Source organism: Nibrella saemangeumensis (genome assembly GCF_039541915.1).
Taxonomy (GTDB): domain Bacteria; phylum Bacteroidota; class Bacteroidia; order Cytophagales; family Spirosomataceae; genus Nibrella; species Nibrella saemangeumensis.
Genome location: NZ_BAABHD010000029.1, coordinates 159,458 through 183,198, shown reverse-complemented (window position 1 = coordinate 183,198; position 23,741 = coordinate 159,458). Strand labels below are relative to the sequence as shown.

Sequence of the window (23,741 nt, the reverse complement as noted above, 5' to 3'; positions counted from 1 at the left end):
GTAGTTGGCTAAATTTTTGAGAAGCCCAACAGGCCCAGCAGAAAAACAGACGCTACCCAATAGGTACGCAGGTTGTGCAACGCCTTGTACAACAGGTTGTAAACCGGTTGCCGCCCAATGTGCATAATATCAGCAATCTGCTCGAAGTCGAGCTGTTCGTAAAAACGCAGATAAATAATTTCCTTCTGGCGCTCCGGCAGTTGGTTAAGGGCCTGTTCCAGCCGGCGAATCTGGTATACTTCGTGTTCCTCTTCGATCAGTCGCAGGTCGGCCGAGAACTCCACCGAAAAAACATAACCTTCGGGCAGTTCAAAGGAGAACGCCTGGTGTTGTTTGCCGGTTAATTCCTTCAGCAGGCGGGTCTTGATACTTTTGAGCAGATAAGCCCGGACGTTCTCCACCTCAAGCAGGGAGGTTCGTTTGGTCCACAGGCTGAGGAATGTATCCTGAATGCTGTCTTTGACCATTTCGCGGTCGGGACATAACCGCATGCCCCAATGAAGCAGGTCGGGATAGTAGACCTGCATCAGTTTGGCTAAGGCACACGAGTCTCCGGCACGAAAGTCCTGCCAGAGTTTCTTGGCTTCAGGTAGTGTTAAGCGCTGCCTTTTGGACATAAAGCTGCTTGTCCGTTCGTGAATGGGTACTACTCCACAGAAAATGAATCGGGTACTCTTCTATTGCAATGAGAGTGAGAAGCAGCAGATATAACCTCGCTATTCTTAAATTATATCTCAAAAAAATATAAAAATCCAGAAATGGTCTGATTACCAGCCTATTTTGTGAATTCTTCAGTTAACGAACCCTTTCAAAAAAAGAATAGAGTGTAAGAAGTAACAAGTCGCGCCGGCGAACCGACTGTTTTTACAATCGGCCCGCCGACGCGACTTGTCCAGCCATTCAAGAGCCAAGCCATTTTAACATTCCAAAGCGGGCAGCTATTTAGCTAGTTGTGGTGATTGCGGTATGTATGGCCAGAAGTACTCCCGGTTAAAAATGTATTACGTGTTTGGCTTCAACTCCAGGCTTCATCAAAATAGTATAGATCAGCGGGATACTCCTCAAACGAATCCAGTTTGCCGTCTTTAATCCTGTAAATATGCGCAGTGTCATACTTGAAGCTCCGGCCATTCCGCTCAAATTCATGGGTCGCTAATACGACACCACGGTGATCATTTGCCACAATATCATTAACCGTTTCCCGAAATGTTCCCTTAGTTAATTCCATAACCCCGCTAACCCAAGGCGAAATGAATTCATCTTTTTTGAAGAGGCCCGATATTTTACCGTGTCCTGGTACACTAAAAGTAATATTGTCAGTACAGTACTGTAGATACCCCTCTAAATCCCCTTTTACAAACGCCCCGTAGGCTGCACGAATAGTTTCTTCATTTGAATGTGTCATGATGTTGATTGAGTTTATGGTATAAATTCTTCGTATATCTGCGCATTATCGCCTTCGGCTGTCATGGTTACTTCGATGTTCTCCGGAGTGCTCTGCCCGAAAGAGGCCAGATCGATTATGGGAAAGTATTTGTCCCCCTTACGAGTATTGGTTTTCATGATAGAGGGGGTTTGATGGGTGGAAGCGTACCCGAATAAAGGAAGCGTTCAGTATGCAGTACTGAATTGATTATCAGTTAAGTTATAGCTTTTGTAAACTGATGCCTAATTATTTTGAGCGAACGGTTGAAGTCGGTAGCTATTAAATCTCTAAAAACTGGGACTGGAAATGATGTCTTCTCCGGAATCGTTTGGGGAGATATAACAAAATGTAAATTTTACAGGAACTGCCCATGAACGACTAAAGAGTTTCTCAAAAGTTGTTGAACAAATGAGGGCCTGAGGCAGATCCAGTCTCAACTGGTGCTATGGCTGCTTTTGTGTTGCTCCAACCAGGTCCGTATAGGCAGCGCATCTGGGTGAATCGTGTAGAGGGCTTCCGTACTGGTCTCAAGTGGTACCCTGCCCAGCCAGCGCCACATGCTGGTTAAATCCTGTCCAATCAGACCCATCCGCTCAAATAACCAAACCGGCAGGGGGAATCGGGCAGGACTCTTACCCATTACCTGCTGATAAATCGTTCGACATTCCGCTATCGAGCGGATATCGCTGGCCAGCGGTAACACCTCACCCAGGAAGCGGTGGGGATCGGCGAATGCTTTGGCAACGATGATTGCCAAATCCTGAGTATTAACCCAGTAGACCGGAGTTGAACTGCCCATCAACTTAGGCATTACCTGCCAGGTTGACACGGCAGGAAAGAACTTTTTCTCCGTCAGGAGTTCCATGAACGCCATTGGCCGCAAAATGGTCAGAGGAAGATCCAGCGTTTTCATATAGTCCTCTACTACCAGTTTTGACTCCCAGGAGGGCACGCCGGTGTCCCTGACAGTGGGTCCGGCCGAACTGTATATCAGGTGTTTAACACCCACTTGTTTGGCTACCCTGGCCACATTTTTGCCCTGGTCGATTTCGCCGTTAAGGCCGCTCAGATATGGATTCTGCACGCTGAATACCCCGTAGGCCCCATCAAACACGGAGATTAATGTATTTGACTGAGCCATATCACCCTGAACGATTTCCGCTCCCAGGGCAGCTAAAGCCTGTGCACCTGGGCTGTTGCCGTTACGGGTTAAGGCACGCACCCGCCACCCGCTATTGAGCAACTGACGAGTCACCGCACGGCCTTGCAGACCGGTGGCCCCGGTAACCACGATAAATTGGTTTGGGCTAGTGGTCATAGTGAATTGGATCTTCTTGTCAGACAGAGGGAAAGAGTCAATTAACCAGCTAAAGAAGCGGCTTGTCTACAGGAGCGACAGCTATTCAGACGTGTTACAACCTTGAGAGGCCGGTTGCTACTGTTGACGATTCTTCCGATACGAATTCTTCACAGCGATTTTACCCTGCTGAAAGGTAAACAAATCACACCCGGTTACTTCCACTTTGCTGCCATCCTGCTTAGTGCCGGTAAACACCCACTCAGAGAAGCCTCGGTTGCCAACAATGAAGTGTTTAGCATGGCCCCAATGCGCATCGGGGAAGGTAGAAAAAACGTCTTCAAAGGCTTTCCTGACCTGCTCTTGCCCCGTGAATGTCTGGCCATCAGCGTCGGTCCCGGCCGAGGCCTGGAACACACAGTCCTGAGTCATATGTGCCATGATGGCGGTTAGATCATGGGCATTAAAGGCTTCTGCAAACGATTGCAGAAAAGCTTCGGTAACACGCTGAGTGGATTGCGCCATGAGAAACAAGGGGAAATGGAGGAGAAAAATCAAAAGTCCTGTTTTCATACACGTTTCAATTGGAGACAGACTAGTAAAGAGCCGCTTAACTGACCGATTAAGGAACATTGACCGCCATTAATTTATGGCCCGGGAAACACATGCCAACAAGCTCTCTAAGCTAGCAGGTATGTTGATAATAAGCAAATTAGGTCAAAAAATTCGTGATGTGTTGTTTGAAAAGGTGAACATTTTGGATTCCTGCTTCGCTGATTGACCAAAATTGAGATGAGAAATCATGACTCCCCCGTGAGCTTTTTGTGAGAAGAGGCTTGGTACGGGTTACAAGCCCGATCTGACCTATGAGCCAAACGACCACAGGTTTTATCCAGCTATCGAAGTACAGGACAAAAAGTAGGGAGAAGCTGGTAATCAGGTAATTTTGGTCGGATCGCCGGGGCGGCCGCTAAACTCAAAAGCTGCCACTACTCCCCATACAAAGTAACGAACAAGCGCTCTATAATGCTATGCGGCCTCAGTTCGCCCGCGATTGCATCGCGTGGCGGGCGAGGTTCGCGTCTGTGACGCGATTTTAGCACGGATGAAATTCCTAATCGCGTTACACACGCTCGTCCTCGCCCGTCGCTCGCCACAGTCGAAGACGAGCGCGTGATAGCACGCTGATTGTTCCGGAGACTGGTTTGATAGCAGGAGTCGGGTGGAAGCGGAGAAGGTCTTAATCGCGCCAGCCCTCGGGTTTAAATGGGGTTTGCTGATCGTTTTGCAGGCAGGGTGCCAGCGGGGGACGGTCGTTGGTAGGCCATAACCGTACCTTGGGTCTTGCCCGTTCGCCCAGGTAAGGCGGGGACGGTTCCAGATTTGGCATACGCTGGTGAATTGCATAAAATAAGCCATCTCCACCACTGCCATAGGTGCCTTCCGGCCGGGTGGTATCAACCGTACTGAGCGCTCCATAGGAACCGTAGGATAGTCCCTCAGCATCTTTGCGGTCCAGCCAGAAGTGAACCAGCGAGACCGCAGACGCTGAGAAGTAACCCACAACACTACCTTGCGGATCGTTAACCTGCCGCACGTTACCGCCTAAAACCGTGGGTGGTGTATCGGCTAATCCCCCCGTATGCTGCGTCTGCTCCTGGAAGAGTTTGTAGTAACGATACGCATCCGGTGTTAATGACGTTTGGCGGATGTCGACCAGACATGGCGCGGCATCGTAATAGGGAATCTGGGCCACGCGCTGCTGGTTGATTAAGCGGCCATTGATAAATTGGTCATCGAGCACGACAATGTCATATCCGTAGATAATCTGCCAGCATGGGGTGCGGCACCCATAATCATACGTCCAGTCTTCCTGGGGTACCTCAGGCGCTTCTTCGGCGGCCTTACCGGCCGGGGGACGAAAGCAGTCTTCATAGCGTTCATCGCCCGTTACAAAGTAGTCTCTGCCCCGATACGTGTTCGGCAAAACTTTGTAAACCGAGTATACACCTTGTCGACAGCTATGGCACCAATACTGGCGGCCCCAGAGTTTCCATTCCCAGCGGTAAAAGTTTTTTTGATCAGCAGGGTCCTGGCTGTCGATAAAGATGTCGTGGGCTGCGCGGTAGCCTTTTAGGAGTTGCGCAGATAAGCTGGTTGGGTTGAAACGGGCGGTCACTCTGTCAATGGACGGGACATCAGCCATCACCTGCTGGTTAGATTGGTACTTTGACCCATCGCTGAGGGTAAAGCGAAGCTGGTAGGAGTGGCCGACTTTTCCTCTGAAATCATTAGGGAGCTGATAATGACCCTCCAGGGTCTCGTGGCAGGCCACCACCTCCGATGCGTTTACGACCACCTCCATAACGGCTTTGGTTACGGGCACATTCCGAAACAAACCCGTGGCCGGGTCGGCCTGCGCACGGCTGAGTTTTATTACCTGAGGTTCGGGTAGGTTTGTGAGCGTGCCTTCTACCAGGAGAATGTCTTTGTTGTTGACCTGAGGCAGTTCTATCAGGTCAACACAGGCGAAGACGACTGTAAATAAACCGATGAGTACCGATAAAGTAACTGACCGCATACAGGAGGTTTAGTTAGCTGAAGCCCATGTTACAAAACTATTGTATTATGGTGTTCTACTCTTTGCCGGATGGTTCATTATATCGCTGTAGGGCACGGCTTTTACCGGAAAACTGAGCACCGGCCGGGGTATACTGGCGCAGCACCCGGAATTAGCTTAAACTTATCTTCCAAAAGAGAGCGCCCCAGCTATCTAATTGCCTGGGGCGCTCTCTTTTGGGCGGTAGTTGTAACGGATTAATGCTCCACCATGGGCGGCAGTTCTTTGGCCTGGCTCACAAAGTCCTCGATCTGCGCGAGGGTTGGCGGCCGGGAAGTTAACTGCTTTGATTGGTTAATTTCCAGCATTTTAGCGTGTAGGTTCTGCGGACTGCGCCGGGCGAGTTCTTTCACGGTGTCCACCCCGGCTTCTTCCAGCAGGTCAGAAATAACCCGGCCGACGCCTTTGATGCGGGAGAGGTCGGCCCGGTTTACCAGTTCGAGAATGTCGCTGGTCGGAACGCCGGCTTCGTCCGCAATTGTTTTCCGGCCTTTGGCGGTTTTAGCCACCTCCAGCAGTTCATCGCTGTTATCAATGCCTTTTGTCTTTAGCGCTTGCACCAGGCTTTCGCTGATGCCTTTCATCTGACTAATTGAAACTTTCATAATGTTGGGGTTTACGTTACTTACTTCATGCGTGAAATGCATTAACAACCCAAAAGATAAACGTTTGTTTGTAAGATTATTGGTTGAGTGTTAGGTAGACGCATAGGGATAACCGGCACCGGCCGGGTTCTATACGACACTACGCCAGCGCATGGATAAAATGCTCGAATTCCAGGAAGTCTTCTTCCTTCATCACCCTCGGGATTTTGGTCTGCCCTCCCAGCTTTTTGTATTCTTCACTCCAGCGGTAAAACTTCTCCACCGGAATTACGTCGGCTTCTACACCTTTCAGGGATTTGCTGCGGGCGACCTTGTAGTTCTTGTTGTTGGCGCATAGCTCAGTATCCAGCGCAGCGGCAAAGGCCTCGTTGTTGACTTCCTTATCGGAGCCGATCACCCATTTATTAATGTACTCGCCGTTTTTACGGATGGCTGCCACCACAAACTCTTTAATCTCCATGTCGTATTGCTGCTGCATTTTTTCCATCGCCTTGTTCATTTGATACACCGGCAGCTGTTCGCCTACCACGTTCAGAAAGTGCTTGGTGCGGCCGGTGATCTTTATTTCGGCCCGGGCTTTGTCGGTAAGCATGACCGTATCGCCGATCATGTACCGCCAGGCGCCCGATACTGTGGTAATCAGCAGGACGTAATCAACCCCTTCTTCGGCATCTTTCAGTGACAGTACAGTGGCGTCCGGTCTGACCCGCCCTTCTTCATCCATATTGGCATCGGTAAACGGCACAAATTCAAAGAATATGCCATTGTCGACGATCAGCGCCATGGCCGTGGTATCGGGCCGTTTCTGCGTGGCCAGGTAACCCTCCGAGGTCAGGTAGGTGTCGATGTAGGTCAGCGGCCGGGCCAGCAACTTCTCGAAGCTCTTCCGGTAGGGCTCAAATGCTACTCCGCCGGAGGTGTAGACCTGCAGGTTCGGCCAGATGTCGTGGATGGTGTCTACCTTATTATGAGCGATGACTTCTTTGAGCATCATTTCAATCCAGGACGGAATGCCGCTGAGGCTGCCGATGTCCCAGGTGGGAGCTTCCTGGGCAATGCGGTGGACTTTTTCGTCCCAATCCTTAATGGAAGCAATTTCAATCCCCGGCTTATAGAAGCCCCGGAACCAGGCCGGCAGGTTGGCCGCGCTGATGCCGCTGATTTCGCCTTCCTGATGGTCGTCTTTTTCGATCAGGCTCACGCTGCTGCCCAGCATCATGATCTGCTTGGTAAAAAAATCGGACGGCAGGTCGAAGTTCTTCAGGCTCATCACCTGCTGAATGCCCGACCGGCGGATGGCGTCGAGCATATCGTCGGTCACCGGGATGTATTTACTATGACTGGTGGTGCCGCTGCTGAGCGCAAAATAATTCTGACCACCCGGCCAGGTCACGTTCTGGTGGCCTTCCAGCAGGTAATGCCACCAGTCGTTGTGTAGTTTATCGTAGTCGTGAACCGGTACTTCCTGCTGGAAGGCCGCAATGGGGTCGCCACTGTCCAGGATCTTACTGAAGGTATGTTTTTTGCCGAAGGCGGTAAGTTTTGCTTTGGTAAGAAGCTGTTGAAGCACTTCCCGTTGAGCCTCGGCCGGATCAGGATCGGAGGTAATTAACCCGTATACGTCGATTGCCCGCTTTATTAGTTCACCAATAACTGCCATAGAAATAGTTTAGTAACATTGCTAAGCGGTTAACCCCGGTGAACAGACTTTGTTACAGAACCCTACTCTGGCGGCAGGGAGCCGGTCTGCATCAACAGCCAGCCGGCGATACCGGCTACCAGACCGGCCGCTATGGCCGGGGGCAGGTTGTTCTTCAGGATCTGTTTGTAGTCGCTGACATTGGCCACCGAGGCTGCCGCAATGATGTTGAAAAGGCAGATGCCATTACCCAGCGAGCCTCCGCAGAGCTGCAGCGACAGGATTAGCGATTCATTCAGCCCCAGGTTCTGGGCCGTCTGGAGCTGGGCCGCGCCAAAGACCAGGTTGGAGACGGTGGTGCTGCCGGTGATAAACGCCCCGACAATCCCCAGCAGGGGAGCAAACAGCACATACAGCGGACCGGTTTGCTGCAGCATCATCGCGAGGTGGTCGACCATAGAAGGCCGGTCGGTGCCGGAATTGACCATAAGCTGAGAAATGGCGATGGCCGGATACAGAATGATAAAGACCGAGCCGACTTTTTTCAGAATGCTGTTCAGGTAAAATTCACGGCTGCGTTTGGTCCACATGACGCCCAGCCCGACCACCACGAACGGAATCAGCGGCACCACCAGGGGTTTAAAGGTAGCATCGATACTGGTCGACAGCAGGTTATGCAGTTCCCACTCCCAGTTGATCATGTTCTTCAACGGGGCGATCAGTTTCGGCAGCAACAGCAGCGCAATAAGGGTCAGGTAGGGTAGCCAGGGTTTCAGCGGCAGCGGCTGATCGCCCTGTTTCAGGACCAGCGCCGACAGGATCAGCATGGCTACAGCCGCCAGAATAACGCTGAACTCGCCGGCGAAGAACGAAAAAAGAATAAGTGGCCCCACAAAGAAGGCATACATCAGAAAAACCTGCTTAGTATACTTAAGGTCACCCGCCTGCCGGCGATACAGCCGGAGGATGAACAGCAGCAGCACCAGGCCGGCAACGGAGATGATGATGGATGCGTGGCGGTAAATGGCCGACACCATAGCCGGTGGCAGATCGAGCGGGAGTTGCAAACCGGTCAGTACGGGCGTACCGACTGCCCCGGCAATTCCTACGAGGCTGTTCAGCAGAAGAACGACGGATAAGGCCAGTATTGCATCAAAGCCCATGGCCATCAGCAGCAGGGGCACAATGGTGCCGGGCGTACCGAAGCCGGCAACGCCTTCAAAAAAGGCTGTCAGTCCGATGGCCACCAGGAAAAAGCTCACTTCTCTGGCCGGGTGAATCTGCTGCATTGACGTACTGATGGCGTTGATATAGCCGGTACCTTCCATGACGCGGTACAGAAATATGGCCCCGACCACGATCATCAGGATGGTCACCGTCGACAGCAGCGCCGTAATCAGTGACGCCAGGAAATAAGAAACCGGTGCCTGCCAGACAAAAAACAGCGCTGCCGTGACGATAAAGCTGACGCTCACCGCCAGGGTCAGGCTTTTCCAGAGGGAGAGAACAATCAGCACCAGCAGGGGTAATAACGCAAGTAGTGAATAGAGTATCGGTGAATTCATACAACAGTAACGCTGAACAAACCCAAAAGGCTTATAATCCAGCCCGCACTGAGTATAAGCGCCCCGGTTTGTGTTTTTAACGGAAGTGCAACTCCTGGACCCGATGCAAGCTAATTCTGACATTATCCTGGCCAAAGCCCGCTGGTACCGCCTTATTCCCATTGCCTTTATCACCTACAGCCTGGCGTATCTGGACCGGGCCAATTTTGGCTTCGGGGCCGCCGGCGGCATGGCCGAAGATCTGGGCATTACTCCGGCTATGTCGTCGCTGCTGGGGTCGCTGTTCTTTCTGGGGTATTTCTTCTTTCAGGTGCCCGGTGCCATTTATGCCGAAAACCGCAGCGCCAAAAAGCTGATCTTCTGGTCGCTGATTCTGTGGGGTGGTCTGGCCATGGCCACCGGCATTGTCAGCAACATCAACGCCTTGATCGTGATCCGCTTTATGCTCGGAGTGGTCGAGAGTGCGGTGATGCCGGCCATGCTGCTGTTCCTGAGCCGGTGGTTTACCAAATCGGAGCGGTCGCGGGCCAATACGTTTCTGATTCTGGGCAACCCAGCCACCATCCTGTGGATGTCGGTGCTGTCGGGGTACCTGATCAATGCCGTGGGCTGGCGATGGATGTTTATCTGGGAGGGCCTGCCGGCTATTATCTGGGCGTTTTTCTGGTGGCGGCTGGTGCAGGATAAACCCCAGGACGCCACTTGGTTGACCACTCCCGAAAAGCAGGCGCTGGAAGCGAAACTGCAACAGGAGCAACAGGGCATTAAGCCGGTGAAGAACTACGCCGAAGCGTTCAAATCCCGCATTGTGATTCTGCTCAGTCTGCAATATGCCCTGTGGAGCGTCGGCGTTTATGGCTTTGTGATGTGGCTGCCCTCCATCCTGAATGCGGCTCCCAACATGAATATCGTCAAAACAGGCTGGCTATCGGCGGTGCCGTATGTGCTGGCGATCATCGGTATGCTGAGTGCCTCGTACTTCTCCGACAAGACCCTGAACCGCAAAGCCTTTGTCTGGCCGTTCCTGCTGATCGGGGCGGTGGCTTTTTACGGCTCGTATCTGCTGGGGGCCAATAATTTCTGGCTTTCTTTTGTGCTGCTGATCATTGCCGGTGGGGCTATGTACGCGCCCTACGGGCCTTTCTTTGCCATCATTCCGGAGATCCTTCCGAAAAACGTAGCGGGTGGTGCCATGGCGCTCATCAACAGCTTCGGGGCGCTGGGTTCGTTCGTTGGCGCCTATATCGTCGGCTACCTGAACGGCACCACCGGTGGCTTCGGTGCTTCGTATATCTTTATGGCTGGCTCGCTGTTGCTGTCGGCCCTTATCACGCTGGTGGCGGTAAAGCAACCCGGCGCGGCCGCCAAACCGGAGCCGGTCAAAGTGAGTATGCCGTAAATAAATAGCTGGTTAGCCGGGTAGCCGCTGATAACCTTGGCCGGAATTCGCGATAGACAGGTACGAAACGCATAACGCTGTCGAACCTTCTAATCGCGAACGGTCATGAATAAGCTTCTTTTACTAACCTTTGGCACCCTGCTGTGCGGCCTGTCGGCTCTGGCTCAAACTAAAACGAACACCTACCTCCGTGCCAAACTGAAACTCTCCCAAACGGCTCCGACTTCAGGGTCAACTACGGCTCCGTCCGCCGATGATGCGATTACCAGCCTGCCAATACTGACCCGGCAAACCTGGAAATACCTCGACGACGGCAACGATCCCGGCACGGCCTGGCGCCTGTACGACTACAATGACCAGTTGTGGAAAAAAGATACGACCCGGCTGGGCTATGGCGAACCGGGTGATCCCACCGCGGCCAATCCACCTTTTGTCAGCTATGGCGATCCCACCAACAAGCACATCACCACTTATTTCAGGAAAAAAATATCGGTGGATGATGTCAATGCCTATAATGGTTTTGAGCTGAAGCTAAGACGGGACGACGGCATCATCGTCTACATCAACGGCAAAGAGGTCTACCGGGAATATATGCCAACCCCACCGCTCAGCTATACGACGCTGGCCCTTGGTATGCCGGAAGCGGAGGAGCCACTCTGGAAAACACGCATGCTGACGATACCGGAATCGAATCTGAAAACAGGCACCAATATTATTGCCGCCGAAGTGCATCAGTCAACAAAGACCAGTTCCGATATGACGTTCGATCTGGAACTGCGCGGTCTGCCCCGGCCGGCGTTCAGCACGATTACCCTGACCCGAGGCCCTTACCTGCAACTGGTTACCTCAGGGAGCATGACCTTCCGCTGGAGTTCCAATGTAGCCGCCTATGGGCGGGTTATCTGCAAATCGTCATCAGGAGTAATCAAAGCCAGTACCTGGCAGCCTAACCGACCGGTGAGCCTCGTGTCGACAATTATTCACAGTGACAGCGTAACCATTGACGGGCTGGAGCCTGATACGCCGTATTCCTACACAATTGAAGCCAGTGCCAGCGCTTCCGGAACCGCACCGGTGGTTCTTCAGGGAGACGCCGATAACAAATTTCAGACGGCTCCCCTTACCGGAAGCGCCGACAAGCCGGTCCGGATCTGGGCGCTGGGTGATTTTGGCCGCGCATCGGCCACCAATCGTCAGGATAACGTCCGGAATGCGTTCAACAATTACCTGACCAGCAATGGCAACGAATACATAAACCTCTGGTTGTGGCTGGGCGATAATGCCTATGACTGGGGTACTCCTCAACAGTACCAGGACTTTGTTTTTGACAAGTACGACTCCAGGGTTACGCCCAAACAAAGGATCATGAAACAGACGCCGTTTTTTGCGACCCCCGGCAATCATGACTATAAAAATGACAGCCAGGATATCAATGATCCGTTTACCCGCCAAAGCCACAAGATCCACTATTACGATGTGATCAGCCACATCACACGGGGCGACAATAGTGGCGTACACTCGGGTCGGGAAGCGTACTATTCGTTTGATTACGGCAATATTCATTTTGTCAGCCTGGACTCCTACGGGTTTGAAGATTGCGTGTTGCAGGAGAACGGCACCTACACCTGCCCCAACGGCCGCAATATTCTTGATACCGAGCCGGGTCCGGACGGGGAGCCAAAGAGTGCCCAGGTCCGGTGGCTGAAAAAAGACCTGACCAAAGCCCAGCAGGACCCACGAATCAAGTGGATCATCGTGATTACGCATTACCCGTTCTACTCCATGGGTACCAAAGACTCCGATACCGACCCCGAAATTGTCCCGCTGCGGGAGAAGTTTCTGAAGTTCCTGGAAAGCTATAAAGTGGATATGGTTATGACCGGGCACAGCCACGTGTATGAACGCTCGAAGCCCATCCGGGGCCAGTACGGCAAAGAAAGCGATTACCTGGCCGACAGTGCCCGTTATCTGCCGCCGGCCGCGGAGGGAACCACTAGTGGCTGGTATGCCTGCGAGTCCAAGTCACTGGCGAACTCGATGATTTACTTCAAAAAATCGGCCGATCCGAATTACATCGTGCACGTGGTCAACGGGTCGGGTGGGGCCATGGGTGGTCAGCAATCCAGCTGGCCGCACGCGGTGATGCAACAGTCGCACGATATAGGCGGCTCCATGTACCTGGAGGTAAACGGCAACCGGCTCGACGCCAAATTCATCGCCGATGATAATAAGGTGTTGGATCAATATACGATCCTGAAGGACAACGGCGCGTTTGTGATCCCGGCTACCAACGGAACCACCTACACGCCGGACTGCGAATGTACCGATACCCGCCAGGCCAGCAATGCCCGGTTTACGCACTACATCCGGCGAAATCAGCCCGGCAACCCGGAGATGCTGCTGTCGATCCGGAAAAACGGAAACAACATCGGCAAAGTAGGCGATGGTATGTTTACTCTTAAACTGCAGGGACAGGCAGGCGCTACGCTGTTGAATTATACAGAGCCGAACGACTACCTGACAGCCATGACCAATGTCCAAAACCGCTACTGGACGCTCAGCGCGACGCATGAGATCACGACTCCGGTACTGGTCCGGCACTATTGGCAGAAAGGCGTCGACTTCAATCAGTTCACCAATGCCTATGCCGGTCCGTATGCCAATATGTTTGACTACAGCTACGAAACGGTGGTGATTAACGGAGATGGCAGCCCGACCGACCTGTATAACCGCAACCCGGTCAACTCCCGACCCGGTGGAAGCAGCGCTACGGGGCATTACGCGATCCCTAGAGCCAGCGATAATAAAGCCAATGGTGCCTGGCTCTATAACCCTGGCTCGACTCCCTCATCGGTGCCTTATTTCCGGTTTGGTTCCCTGTATCCATCCAGCTCCGGATCAGCCACACCTACCGCCTGGTATGCCGATTACAGCGAGTTTGAGGTTGGCCGGCTGAAAAACACAGGCGGAACCATTACCGGGGCACATGGTCCTTATAGCACCGGCAATGCCCGGCTGGCGGCCGCCCAGACCGAAGAGGTAGTGGTGAAAGCCTATCCGAATCCTACGCAAACCGGGAAAGTATTCTTTACCCCCGCACTGGTCTACGAGTCGTACATGCTTACGGGGCTCGACGGGCGGATAGTCCGGTCGGTAAGCCAGGCGGGCAGCCTGGAGGAACTGGATATAGCGACGTTGCCCGCTGGTACCTATATTCTGGTAAGCCAGGGACAGACAGGAGTCCGGCAGTTCAAAATGCTAAAGCTCTGAGTGTAGCCTCTGCCACGTGTAGGGTGCCGTCTACCGGGATAACCTGGGGCGGCACTCACCCTTGTTAGTGACCTTTAGGTAACGGGTTGACTATAGCTGACTGTCTGTGTAGCTTGCGCCCACTATGGAGTACAGACAATTAGGAGGCTCGGGCCTGCAGGTGCCGGTGCTTAGTTTTGGAACCGCCACATTCGGGGGCGGCACGGAGTTTTTCAAAGCCTGGGGCAGCACCCAGGTAGAAGAAGCTACCCGGTTAGTGAATCTATGCCTGGACGCCGGTGTCAACCTGTTCGACACCGCCGACACCTACTCGCAGGGGCTCTCAGAGGAGATTCTGGGTAAAGCCCTCTCGGGTCTGCGTGATCGGGTATTTATCTCTACCAAAGGTACCTTTCCGTTTGGGCAGGGGCAGAATAGTCAGGGATCATCGCGTTACCGGCTGATCAGGCAATGCGAGGGTAGCCTCAAACGGCTCAATACCGACTACATCGACATCTACCATATGCACGGCTTCGACGGTGTCACACCCGTTGAAGAAACCCTGCGGGCGCTGGATGATCTGGTGCAAAGCGGCAAAGTGCGCTACATTGCCTGCTCCAACTTCTCGGGCTGGCACCTGATGAAATCGCTTTCTACCTCGGAGCGCTACGGCTGGCACCGCTACGTGGCCCATCAGGTATACTACTCGCTGGTCAACCGCGATTATGAGTGGGAACTGATGCCGCTGGGACTTGACCAGAAGGTAGGGGCATTGGTCTGGAGTCCGCTGGCCGGTGGGCGATTGGGCGGCAAATATGGCCGCAACAAACCGGCTCCGTCTCAGGGCCGCGTAGTCGAAGGCGGCAGCCCGGTACCGCAGAAGGTGGTGGACGACGAAACGTTCTACCAGATCACCGATGCCCTGGAGGAGATTGCCGCCGAAACGGGTAAGTCCATCGCGCAGGTAGCACTCAACTGGGTGCTGCAACGGCCAACCGTTTCCAGCATCATCATCGGTGCCCGCAACGAAGAACAGCTCCAGCAGAACCTGGATGCCGTCGGCTGGAACCTGACCACCGACCAGATCAAAAAACTGGATGCTGCCAGCGACGTGCCGCCCATTTACCCCTACTGGCACCAGCGAAACAACCTGACCTTAAATCCAATACCAACGTTTTATTGATCACCTATCTGCCATGGTCCGCCACTGCAGGTGCGTTTACCGCTCTCCGCTCGTCCGCATTTGCAATGCGAGACGGGCGAGGTGATCCGTCAAACGCACCGATCATTACTTCGCTTTAGCCGCAGCGTTTCGCTTTCGGGTCTCAGCGGCTTTCTTTGCTGAGGCCGAACGCTGTTCGGGCGTGCGGGAGGCCGAAGCCGCACCGCCTTTTTTGCCGCCTGCCTTTGCCGGTTCCTTGTTTTCGGCTTTGCCGCGACCGGAACCACTCTTTTTTCCTCCGCCCGACGTTTTATTTACCGTTGCCCATGCACGGCGTTCCGCTTCTTCTTCGGATACGCCACGTTCCTCATAACTTTCCTCGATGTGTTCGGCCTGCCGCTTCTGCTTGTCGGTGTACGCCGATTTGTCTCCTCTTGGCATGACGATAGTTGTTTTACGTTGAAGGATGAGTGTCAATTCTATGACGGTCTATAAAACAGCTATCAGGGCCGAAGGTTATAGCAACAGTAGGGTATTGATTTAGAGGGAATTTGTAAAGCGTAGGCTCTGACAATTTGTGGGGTGCAAAAAAATTCTCTCTTTTTTAAAAACACTTTCCTGACGGGGCAAGTTATATATCTGTAAATCGTTGATAACCGGGGATGCTGTGAAAGGTATCTGATGATTTTTAGGAATTAACCGCGTTATTGGACGATCACAAGAAGCCAGACGACTTAGGTTGTCTGGCTTTTTTTTTTGCCTTTCCGTACCCTTACGTTACGTCCGGTTCATCTCTTCCAGATTGTTGTTCCGGCGCTTCTCATCGACCTTGCTGCCCCGGCTAAAATTATACCGCAAGGTAACCCCTACGCTCCGCCAGCGGAAATACTGGTCAAACTCGTTGACGTTCCGGTTGATGTTGGTGGTCCAGTAGTACCTGAATCCTTTGAACAAATCATTGGCGTTGACCGTCAGATCCAGCTTTTTGTTCATAAAGCTCTTTTTGAACGCAATATCAACCCGGTGCATAGGTGCCATGTGGTACAGGCCCGATGCCGCCGGTCCGCGGTACAGCAGGTTCATTTCCATCCGTATGTTCATCGGCAATTGCAGCGTGTGGTTGGATTGCAGCATATAAAACACCTGATCATTGACCAGCGGTCCTTCGTTCGATACCGTGGTGAACTTGTTGTACGAGAGGATCGTCGTATTCTGCGTGTCCCACCACCTGGTGATCTTGACCGGTGCTACCGCCGTAATACCCAGGTTATGCCCTTCGTTCAGATTGCCCGTAGTATAGATTGTGGTCGCGTTGGCGACATCCAGAATGGGAACTTCCGACATTACATCGCGGTGAAACTGGTAATAAGCCGACAGGTTATAGACCTTCCGGATCGTCTGGTTGATGCTGAACGCCTGCGTATACTGCGGGCGCAGGTAGGGGTTGCCTTCAGTATACGTGTACGGATCGCGGTAGTACCGGAACGGGTTCAGGTTGCCGTAATTGGGGCGCGTGAGCCGGCGGCTGTAGCTATAGCTGATCTGGTAGTCGTCGCTCACCTTCTGCTGCAGAAACACGCTAGGGAAAAAGTTGAGGTACTTTCGCTCGGTGACCTGCCCGGTTGTGTAGGAGTTACCGACCGACAGGGTTTGTTCGGCCCGCAGACCCGCCTGCATGGTAAACCGCTTGTTTAGTTTGCCGTTCCAGTTCAGGTAACCGGCGTAGATGCTTTCGCGGTAGTTGAAGTGGTTGGTCCGCTTGGGATCCAGCGCCAGCCCTTCGTTGTTGAAGTAAAACCGAAAGTCATTATCCGACACTACCCGGCTGGCCTTGGCACCCGCTTCCAGCTTATGTCCCGGCGACAGGGGCCGGGTAAAGTCTATCTTGGCGGATAGGATGTCGTAGCCGTTGGGCGTACTGGTATACAGAAAGTCACGGGTTTGCTGACCAGAAGCCAGGTCGGTAAAATAGTTGTAGAAGTTGCCGTCGCCCCGGTTGGTAATGCGGGCGTAGTCGAGGTCGGTCGACAGCGTAGTGCCCAGGGTATCCAGTTTGCCGGTATAGTGCAGGTTACTGGTAAAACTGGTGAAGCGATTGGTATTAATATTATCGGCATCGATGTACTGCGAGTACGTACGGGGCGCATTTCCTATGTATGTATCCGTCAGAAAATCACTCTTCGAAAAATTGGTGATGTAGTAGGCCGTCGCGCCGATGCTATGCCGGTCGTTGATGCTATAATCAGTGCCCATCCTGACGGAAGGAGGGCCTTCTGCCGCAAAATTTCCGGTGGCTACCTGATCAAAGTAGGTGGTTTTATCCGTACCATAGAAGATTCGGGTAAAGGTAGCTTCGCGACCGCCTACCCGGCGGGCGGCATCCAGATTCAGAAAGGAGTTCCACCGGCCGCTTTTGTAGTTCACGTTGCCGCCATAGGTATAGCCAAACTGTTTGAAGTTATTGTTATAGCTGGCGTACAGGCTGCCGTTCATGCCCTGCTGGGTATTCTTTTTCAGGTTGATGTTCAGGATACCCGAGGTACCTTCAGCATCATATTTGGCAGATGGGTTAGTAATGATCTCAATGTTTTTGATGTTTTCCGCCGGCATCCCCTCCAGCATAGTCCGGAGGTCGCGGGCCGAGAGGAAGGTCAGTTTTCCGTTCAGCATTACGGTAACGCCACTGCGGCCGTTGAGCTGAATATTTCCGTCCTGATCGATAAACACCCCCGGCGATTTGCCCAGTACATCATAAGCGGTGCTGCCGGCCGCCAGCGCGGTACCGGCAATATTTACCACCATGCGGTCAGCTTCCTGCGTAATGGTGGCCCGGCTGCTGCGCACGGTGACCTCCTTCAACTGCTTTGTGTTGTTTCGTAACGTAAGCGTGCCGAAATCTTTGGAAAAGGACGGGTCTGTTACGGCAAATGTCGGTGTTTCGAGCGTAGCATAGCCTAGCGCCGTAATGCGCAGGAAATACGTACCGGCCGCCGGTGTCTTAATGCTGAATCGCCCATCGGCTTCGGTGACAGCACCGGTTACAATGGCTTTCTTCGCGGTTTGCACCACCGCTACCGTGCCGAAGCCAACGCCTGTACCGGACGAATCGGTAAGGGTGCCGGTCAGCGTACCGCTAATCTGTGCCAGAGTAGTCTGGTGTAGAGCGAACAGACAGGTAAACAGTAAAAGAGAATAGATGTACTTCATCTGGTATTTATAAGAGAGGACAGGGTTTCTTTACGTGGTGACACAGACCGGGCCCGGATCAGTGTGCTTTCTGGTGTGGATAGAAATTCGGGATAAAGAGGAGATTCACAACGCGTACGTTGCATCTGCGTCCGTGAATCTCCCAAAAGTTTATTTAGCCTTACGAACATAGATATTACCCTGCATACTCTTCATCATCACTTCGGGGCCACCTCCGTTGATCTTGCCGTAAATCCAGTCCTCAATGCTAACCCGGTACATGCCGGTTTGATTCGATTTGGTTGTCTTGGGCTGACTCTTGTCAATGTTAATGTCGAAATCACTGTAAACCTCACCCCGGTCGGACTTCAGCTTTATATTGGCTTTAGCGTTAGCCGGGAAGGTCACATCCACGCGGCCGTTGAGGGTAGAGAACGCCATGGGCGCATTGGCGCTAAGATCCCGGAAGGTAGCTTTCAGATTGCCGTTGATGGTGTTCGCTACAGCCGAACCGCCCACATTATTTAGCTCGATCGGGCCGTTTACATTGTTGATTTCCAGTTCACCCGTTACGTTTTCGACGGTAATGTCGCCGTTGTTGACCGTACTCAGTTTCAGGCCAAACCGCTGCGGGACCTTGATTGTAAGGTTAACAGGGCGCACATGGCTGCTGGCGTCTATTTTAACCCGATTGTTGCGCTCTTCGGCCGTAACATCGAGACCGTTGTTTGGTGAAATGCGTCGCATGCCACTGGCGTTCTGGTCATCGTTGCGGGCCCGTTGCCGGCCTTCGAAAGACGACACATCAATAATCACGTCTTTACCGGTATGCCCCACCACGTGAATGAAGCCATTGACCAGGCCGACTTCAAGCGTTCCCGGCTTGCTGGGGTCAGACAGCGGGACAATCAGTTGTTGGTTGTCATTTTGGGCGAAAATTGGGGTTAGCCCCGTCAAGAGTAATGTTAGCAGGATTTGGATCAGCGTGTTCATGTTACTTACGATTTCTTTTTAATGTAAACGTTACCGTTGAATGTCTCGAAACGAAGGGTTTTTCCGCCGTTTCCGATGCGCACGGCTGTGGTTTTGTTAAGCTTGTAAACGGTTTTGTCACCCCGGCGCTCTTCGTTTTTGACGACCTGGACGGGCATAATTTCGGCCTGCGGGAAGTCGGTGTAAAATTCGCCCTGAAAGCTTTTGAACTGCAGGTCGGCCGACAGACTTGCGGGATACGTGACTTTAATGTCGCCGTTGAGTGTGTAGTAGGAGGAGGGCTCCAGCGGAGCGGTTACGTAGTTGGCTTCGACATTGCCGTTGATGGTGTGGACGTCGGTGGCACCTCTGGCGTTGGTCAGTTCAATGGCGCCGTTGACGTTGCGCAGCCGTAACGCGCCCGCTACATCGTTGACCGTGACATCGCCCCGGTTGACGGTGGATACCCGGACGTTCATCTGGCGCGGAACCTTCACGGTGTAGTCTACCGTAAAGTCATAGTCGATTTCCCGCCGGTTGTTCCAGTCCCGGCGTTCTCTGGATGGGCGGGTGTCGAACGGTTCGGCGATGTAAGCAAAGATGGTGTCGCCTTTCTGCTCGAAACCCAGTTTGAACTCCCGCTTCCCTTCGTCAAGACCTGCCTGCGTTTTACCGGTAATCTTCTTGTCGGCGGAAAAGGAAACCTTGTTGCCTGAGGTGCCTTCTACGTGGATAAACCCATTGATGTTGTAGATCACCAGCGTACTGGCACCGGCATTGGCCACGGTATATTCCTGGGTTACCTTTTCGGTCGATGCCAGGTTCTGCGCCGACGTTTGGGCACAAGCGAGTACCAGCCCCGCCAGAACGGGGATTAGTAGTGGTTTCATGGTTGATTGGTTAATTAGTTGATTAGGATATTTCTACGAGAGTTGCCGGATGGAATGCTCAATTTTACTCTTGACCAGATCGTTGATGCCTTCCTGCTGAAGCAGTTTACGCAAGGGTTTTATGGAACGCTTTTCCTGTAGTTTCACCATCACATCGGCCAGGGCCACCTGCACCAGGGGTGAGTCCTGCCGGCTCAGGGCATGCACCAGGCCCTCCCGCACCCGTGCATCGTGGCCTAGTTCAGCCAGCGCTTCCAGCGTCACCAATCTGACGTTTACATTCGCATCGTTGTTAAGCGTGGTCAGCAGCGCGTCGATCACCTGTCCGTCTACGTCGCTGATCTCTTTGGTGTAGCTCACCGCCCGCAGCCGTTCCGTGGCCGAGGGGTTTTCCAGCAGCGACAGCATCATCATCTGCCGCATTTCCTGCACCTGGCTGGAGAGCGTATCAATTTGTTGCTGATAAGCCAGGGTGGGTGTTTGCCGGCCTTGCTGCCAATAGCCCACCGCCACGCCAATGGCCACCAGTACCAGGCTGTAGGCCAGCCGGCCCATCAGGGCGGATGTCCAGAGGCCCTGAATCCGCTCCACAATGCCACTCCAGGAGCGTTTCTGCTTTGCCTGCTCAGCCTCCTGGAAGCTGTCGAGCATGGCGTAGAAGTTGGTGTGCAGCTGCGGACGCGGTTCCGGAGCAGTAACCTTTCCCATCCGTTGCCAGACTTGCCGGGTGCTTTCCAGTTCCTGCCGGCAGCCGGGGCACTGCGCCAGGTGCGCGTCCAGCCCGGCCTGTTCCGCAGCCGATAGCTGTTCGTTCAGCCGGTCGAGCAGGTTGGCCCTGACGTGTTCGCAGTTCATGTTATCGTTCGTGTTCAATGCTCAGGTAAATTTTCTTTAACTCAGTCAGTGCCCGGTGGACCCGCACTTTCACGGCCCCTTCTGTGGTATTCAAAATCCGTGCAATCTCCTCGTACTTCAATTCCTGGTACCGGCTCAGCACCAGTACCTCGCGGTATTCGTCGCTGAGTTTGGCCAGCGCGTTCTGGAGTGTCGCCAGCTCCTGTTCCTTGTGCAGCGCTTCGTCGGCGGCCATACCCCCCGCGATCTTTTCGGCATACTCGACCAGATCATAGTGGTGCGTCGACCGCTTGTTCTGCTGCGCCAAATCGATCAGCACATTGCGGGCCAAGTGGTACATCCAGGTCCGGAAAGCGCCGTCGCCGGTAAACGTGTGGCGGTACTTTAGCATCCGGTAAAACACCGTCTGTACCATGTCTTCACTGGCGTCGGACCGCCCGCACATGTGGTACAGGAAGCCGAATAATTCGCGATGATACCGCTCAAAGAGCAGCCCCATCTTGTTCAGATCGCCGGCTTTGACCTGAAGCATCAGCGCGTTGTCCGTCAGTGAATTCAACCGTGTAGTTAAGGGGTTTCGGGCATTTGGCGTGAAAACCGGGGGAATCCGGAAAGGTTACAGCCGAACTGAAAAATTTTTGTGAGGCAGCTCCCGGACGACCAGGATTACAGATCCTGGTGGTGCCTGCCAACGTATAGCGTTCCCTAACAGTAGGCTGCGCCTTAGTTACGCATACGCTTGGGGCCGTACCAAAGCCAAAATCCTGTTATGGTAAAGATTAACAGGGCAATCCCCATAATCGTGGTGTAAACCAGTTTGATCTGGCCATCACTGGTGCCAAGATAAAAGTCAAGCACAGAGCCGTCGTGTATCTTTTCGATATAGTCGGACCGCCGTTGCTCAATGTGCAACAGTTGTCCGGTTGCTCCGTCCAGCTGAATACCCCAGAAGTGGTCGGCGAAAACAAACTTCACCATGCCTTTGTCTTTGCGAACATCGATACGCTCCAGGTCGAGGGAGAGGTCGGCCGCAACCGAGTCGTGCAGGATTCTACAGGCGTTTTGGTGCAGGCTATCCAGCGGCAGCCAGTCTTTCAGATCGGTGGAGGTACCGGTATAGGATTTGGGTAAGATCAGTCCGCCACTGTGTTTTTTCCAGCCGAGCAGCAGGCCTGATACTGAAATGAAAAAGAAAAACACGAACAATAAAGCACCCGTTGTCCGGTGTATTTTTCTGAATGATCGCAAGAGTTTCGCCTGGCCTTGTCGTTTGGTGGTATTGGTCATACGGTGGGTTTTTCTGCCATGAGCGGCTATTCGCCTTATTATCAGCGCCCGGATGGACGCGTGAACAGGCGTAAAATTAACTATATAGGGATTCCTGATGAGGGAAAATCAATGTATAGCCCGCTTTTTGTATCTTTTCCGCCGATCCCGGCCGGGATGTTAGACAATAGCGTCAAAAGGAAGTTCTTCCAGAACCGGCAGGCTATAAATTTTAGTGTAAGCAAATGGTGCAACGACAGGTATACCGCATGCCCAAAGCGGGCTCCATCAAAGACTTAACCCTACAAACCGAGACGCTGCCTCCGCCCAACGCCGACGAAGTATGCGTGCGGGTACACGCCATCGGGCTGAACTTCGCCGACATCTTTGCCATGCAGGGCCTGTACAGTGCTACCCCGAAAGGGCCGTTCATTCCTGGTCTGGAGTTTGCCGGAGAGGTGTTGGCGGTCGGTGAAGCCGTGAAGGATTTCAAACCAGGTGACCGGGTTATGGGCGCTACCCGCTTTGGGGGTTATGTGTCCCATATTAACATCCACCACCGCTACGTAGTCCCCTTGCCAGAAAACTGGAGTTTTGCCGAAGGGGCCGGGTTTCTGGTGCAGGGACTGACGGCCTATTATGCCCTGACCGTGCTGGGTAATCTGCAACGCGGTATGACCGTACTCATCCACAGCGCAGCCGGGGGCGTGGGTATCCTGGCCAACCGCATCTGCAAAAAGTATGACGCCTATACCATCGGCACGGTGGGGAGCCCGGGCAAGGCAACGTTTTTACAGGAGGAGGAAGCGTATGATGCCGTGATAGTGCGGGACAACGATTTTTATGCTAAGCTGAAACAGGCACTGGGCAACCGGCCGCTGCTGCTGATTATGGAGTGCATCGGCGGGAAAATCCTGATGCAGGGCTGGAAAGCTATGGCCTCCATGGGCCGCATGGTGGTCTACGGCAACGCTAGTTTCACCAGCCATAGCGATAAGCCCAATTACCTCCAATTGTATTGGAAATACCTGAAGCGTCCCCAGATTGACCCCCTGCGGCTACCCACCCAGAATAAGTCGCTCATGGGCTTTAATCTCATTTACCTCTACGAACAGACCGATATGCTGCACCAGATGCTGCGTGAGCTCAAGGCGCTGCAACTAAAGCCCCAGCACGTTGGGCATGTGTACCCGTTTGACCAGATGCACCAGGCGATTCGACAGTTTCAAAAAGGGGAGACGGTGGGCAAAGTGGTGGTAACCGTGCCGTAGCCATTAGTTCCGGGGAATCTTCCGCCAGAGGGCTTGCAGAAAAGCCTGTTCCTGCCGGGAGATGCCTTCCTCGGCTCTGGCTGCCCGGAGCAACAGCTTAATAAAGCGCCGGCTGCTTTCTTCATTCACCTCCGAACGCCGGGCTCCTGCAGCTGGCTTTCCCCGGTCCGATGCCTGTTCGCCCGGCTGCGGGCTGCTCTCCCGCAGAAAATAAGCCAGGGGAGCCAATTGACCGGTAGAGTCGCTGGCCAGTAAGGCCCTCAGCGTCTGCATGTCTTCCCGTTGCTGATTTTTATCCAGCTTCGACAGGGCGTAGACCAGGTTTCCTAAACTCATGGT

At 53.3% G+C, this 23,741-nt stretch carries 21 protein-coding genes; 4 read left to right on the top strand and 17 right to left on the bottom strand.

Annotated features, from left to right (window positions below; all coding sequences use genetic code 11):
- Nucleotides 1-8: 8 nt before the first annotated feature.
- The 9 genes from ABD949_RS13870 to ABD949_RS13830 form a co-directional block, all read right to left on the bottom strand.
- Nucleotides 9-617, bottom strand: a complete 609-nt coding sequence (locus ABD949_RS13870) for an RNA polymerase sigma factor (protein WP_345244390.1) — start codon at nt 615-617, stop codon at nt 9-11.
- 398 nt (nt 618-1,015) lie between these two features.
- Entirely contained in the window at nt 1,016-1,405 is a 390-nt protein-coding gene (locus ABD949_RS13865) for a nuclear transport factor 2 family protein (RefSeq protein ID WP_345244388.1), read from the bottom strand.
- A gap of 14 nt (nt 1,406-1,419) precedes the next feature.
- Nucleotides 1,420-1,563 carry a hypothetical protein gene (locus ABD949_RS13860; RefSeq protein WP_345244386.1) on the bottom strand — a complete coding sequence of 48 codons (144 nt, stop codon included), beginning with the start codon at nt 1,561-1,563 and terminating at the stop codon, nt 1,420-1,422.
- A gap of 296 nt (nt 1,564-1,859) precedes the next feature.
- Nucleotides 1,860-2,744: an NmrA/HSCARG family protein gene (locus ABD949_RS13855; protein ID WP_345244384.1), complete on the bottom strand. Its 885-nt coding sequence runs from the start codon at nt 2,742-2,744 to the stop codon at nt 1,860-1,862.
- 117 nt (nt 2,745-2,861) lie between these two features.
- Nucleotides 2,862-3,296 carry a nuclear transport factor 2 family protein gene (locus tag ABD949_RS13850; RefSeq protein WP_345244382.1) on the bottom strand — a complete coding sequence of 145 codons (435 nt, stop codon included), beginning with the start codon at nt 3,294-3,296 and terminating at the stop codon, nt 2,862-2,864.
- Between the two features lie 667 nt (nt 3,297-3,963).
- On the bottom strand, nt 3,964-5,304 hold the full coding sequence (locus ABD949_RS13845; protein ID WP_345244380.1) for a DUF4249 domain-containing protein: 1,341 nt from the start codon (nt 5,302-5,304) through the stop codon (nt 3,964-3,966).
- Between the two features lie 236 nt (nt 5,305-5,540).
- Entirely contained in the window at nt 5,541-5,948 is a 408-nt protein-coding gene (locus ABD949_RS13840; RefSeq protein ID WP_345244379.1) for a DUF4332 domain-containing protein, read from the bottom strand.
- Nucleotides 5,949-6,087: 139 nt separating this feature from the next.
- Entirely contained in the window at nt 6,088-7,608 is a 1,521-nt protein-coding gene (locus tag ABD949_RS13835) for a GH3 family acyl-acid amido synthetase (RefSeq protein WP_345244377.1), read from the bottom strand.
- A 62-nt stretch (nt 7,609-7,670) separates the two neighbouring features.
- Complete coding sequence (locus tag ABD949_RS13830; protein WP_345244375.1) at nt 7,671-9,152, bottom strand: L-lactate permease; 1,482 nt, start codon at nt 9,150-9,152, stop codon at nt 7,671-7,673.
- A 103-nt stretch (nt 9,153-9,255) separates the two neighbouring features.
- Between ABD949_RS13830 and ABD949_RS13825 the strand changes: the two genes are divergently transcribed.
- The 3 genes from ABD949_RS13825 to ABD949_RS13815 all read left to right on the top strand — a co-directional run bounded on the left by ABD949_RS13825 (nt 9,256) and on the right by ABD949_RS13815 (nt 14,983).
- Nucleotides 9,256-10,551, top strand: coding sequence for an MFS transporter (locus ABD949_RS13825; RefSeq protein ID WP_345244374.1), 1,296 nt, complete (start codon nt 9,256-9,258; stop codon nt 10,549-10,551).
- Between the two features lie 105 nt (nt 10,552-10,656).
- On the top strand, nt 10,657-13,821 hold the full coding sequence (locus ABD949_RS13820; protein ID WP_345244372.1) for a metallophosphoesterase: 3,165 nt from the start codon (nt 10,657-10,659) through the stop codon (nt 13,819-13,821).
- A gap of 124 nt (nt 13,822-13,945) precedes the next feature.
- Nucleotides 13,946-14,983 carry an aldo/keto reductase gene (locus tag ABD949_RS13815; protein ID WP_345244370.1) on the top strand — a complete coding sequence of 346 codons (1,038 nt, stop codon included), beginning with the start codon at nt 13,946-13,948 and terminating at the stop codon, nt 14,981-14,983.
- Nucleotides 14,984-15,088: 105 nt separating this feature from the next.
- On the opposite strand, the gene ABD949_RS13810 is transcribed toward ABD949_RS13815, so the two are convergent.
- The 7 genes from ABD949_RS13810 to ABD949_RS13780 all read right to left on the bottom strand — a co-directional run bounded on the left by ABD949_RS13810 (nt 15,089) and on the right by ABD949_RS13780 (nt 22,152).
- A complete protein-coding gene (locus ABD949_RS13810) occupies nt 15,089-15,403 on the bottom strand; it encodes a plasmid stabilization protein (protein WP_345244368.1) in 315 nt (104 codons plus the stop codon).
- A gap of 336 nt (nt 15,404-15,739) precedes the next feature.
- Nucleotides 15,740-18,169: a TonB-dependent receptor domain-containing protein gene (locus ABD949_RS13805; protein WP_345244366.1), complete on the bottom strand. Its 2,430-nt coding sequence runs from the start codon at nt 18,167-18,169 to the stop codon at nt 15,740-15,742.
- Between the two features lie 150 nt (nt 18,170-18,319).
- Nucleotides 18,320-19,141 carry a DUF4097 family beta strand repeat-containing protein gene (locus ABD949_RS13800; protein WP_345244365.1) on the bottom strand — a complete coding sequence of 274 codons (822 nt, stop codon included), beginning with the start codon at nt 19,139-19,141 and terminating at the stop codon, nt 18,320-18,322.
- A 5-nt stretch (nt 19,142-19,146) separates the two neighbouring features.
- Complete coding sequence (locus ABD949_RS13795; protein ID WP_345244364.1) at nt 19,147-20,010, bottom strand: DUF4097 family beta strand repeat-containing protein; 864 nt, start codon at nt 20,008-20,010, stop codon at nt 19,147-19,149.
- Nucleotides 20,011-20,043: 33 nt separating this feature from the next.
- Nucleotides 20,044-20,865, bottom strand: a complete 822-nt coding sequence (locus ABD949_RS13790; RefSeq protein ID WP_345244362.1) for a HEAT repeat domain-containing protein — start codon at nt 20,863-20,865, stop codon at nt 20,044-20,046.
- A 1-nt stretch (nt 20,866) separates the two neighbouring features.
- Nucleotides 20,867-21,397 (bottom strand): RNA polymerase sigma factor, encoded by a 531-nt coding sequence (locus ABD949_RS13785; RefSeq protein ID WP_345244671.1) that lies wholly within the window; start codon nt 21,395-21,397, stop codon nt 20,867-20,869.
- Between the two features lie 191 nt (nt 21,398-21,588).
- Nucleotides 21,589-22,152, bottom strand: coding sequence for a PepSY domain-containing protein (locus tag ABD949_RS13780; RefSeq protein WP_345244360.1), 564 nt, complete (start codon nt 22,150-22,152; stop codon nt 21,589-21,591).
- A gap of 224 nt (nt 22,153-22,376) precedes the next feature.
- Here ABD949_RS13780 and ABD949_RS13775 point away from each other — a divergent pair, with 224 nt between their 5' ends.
- Nucleotides 22,377-23,402, top strand: a complete 1,026-nt coding sequence (locus ABD949_RS13775) for a synaptic vesicle VAT-1 family membrane protein (protein ID WP_345244359.1) — start codon at nt 22,377-22,379, stop codon at nt 23,400-23,402.
- 3 nt (nt 23,403-23,405) lie between these two features.
- On the opposite strand, the gene ABD949_RS13770 is transcribed toward ABD949_RS13775, so the two are convergent.
- The gene (locus ABD949_RS13770; protein ID WP_345244357.1) at nt 23,406-23,738 is read right to left on the bottom strand and encodes a TerB family tellurite resistance protein; all 333 of its coding nucleotides are present in this window, start codon (nt 23,736-23,738) and stop codon (nt 23,406-23,408) included.
- Nucleotides 23,739-23,741: the final 3 nt, after the last annotated feature.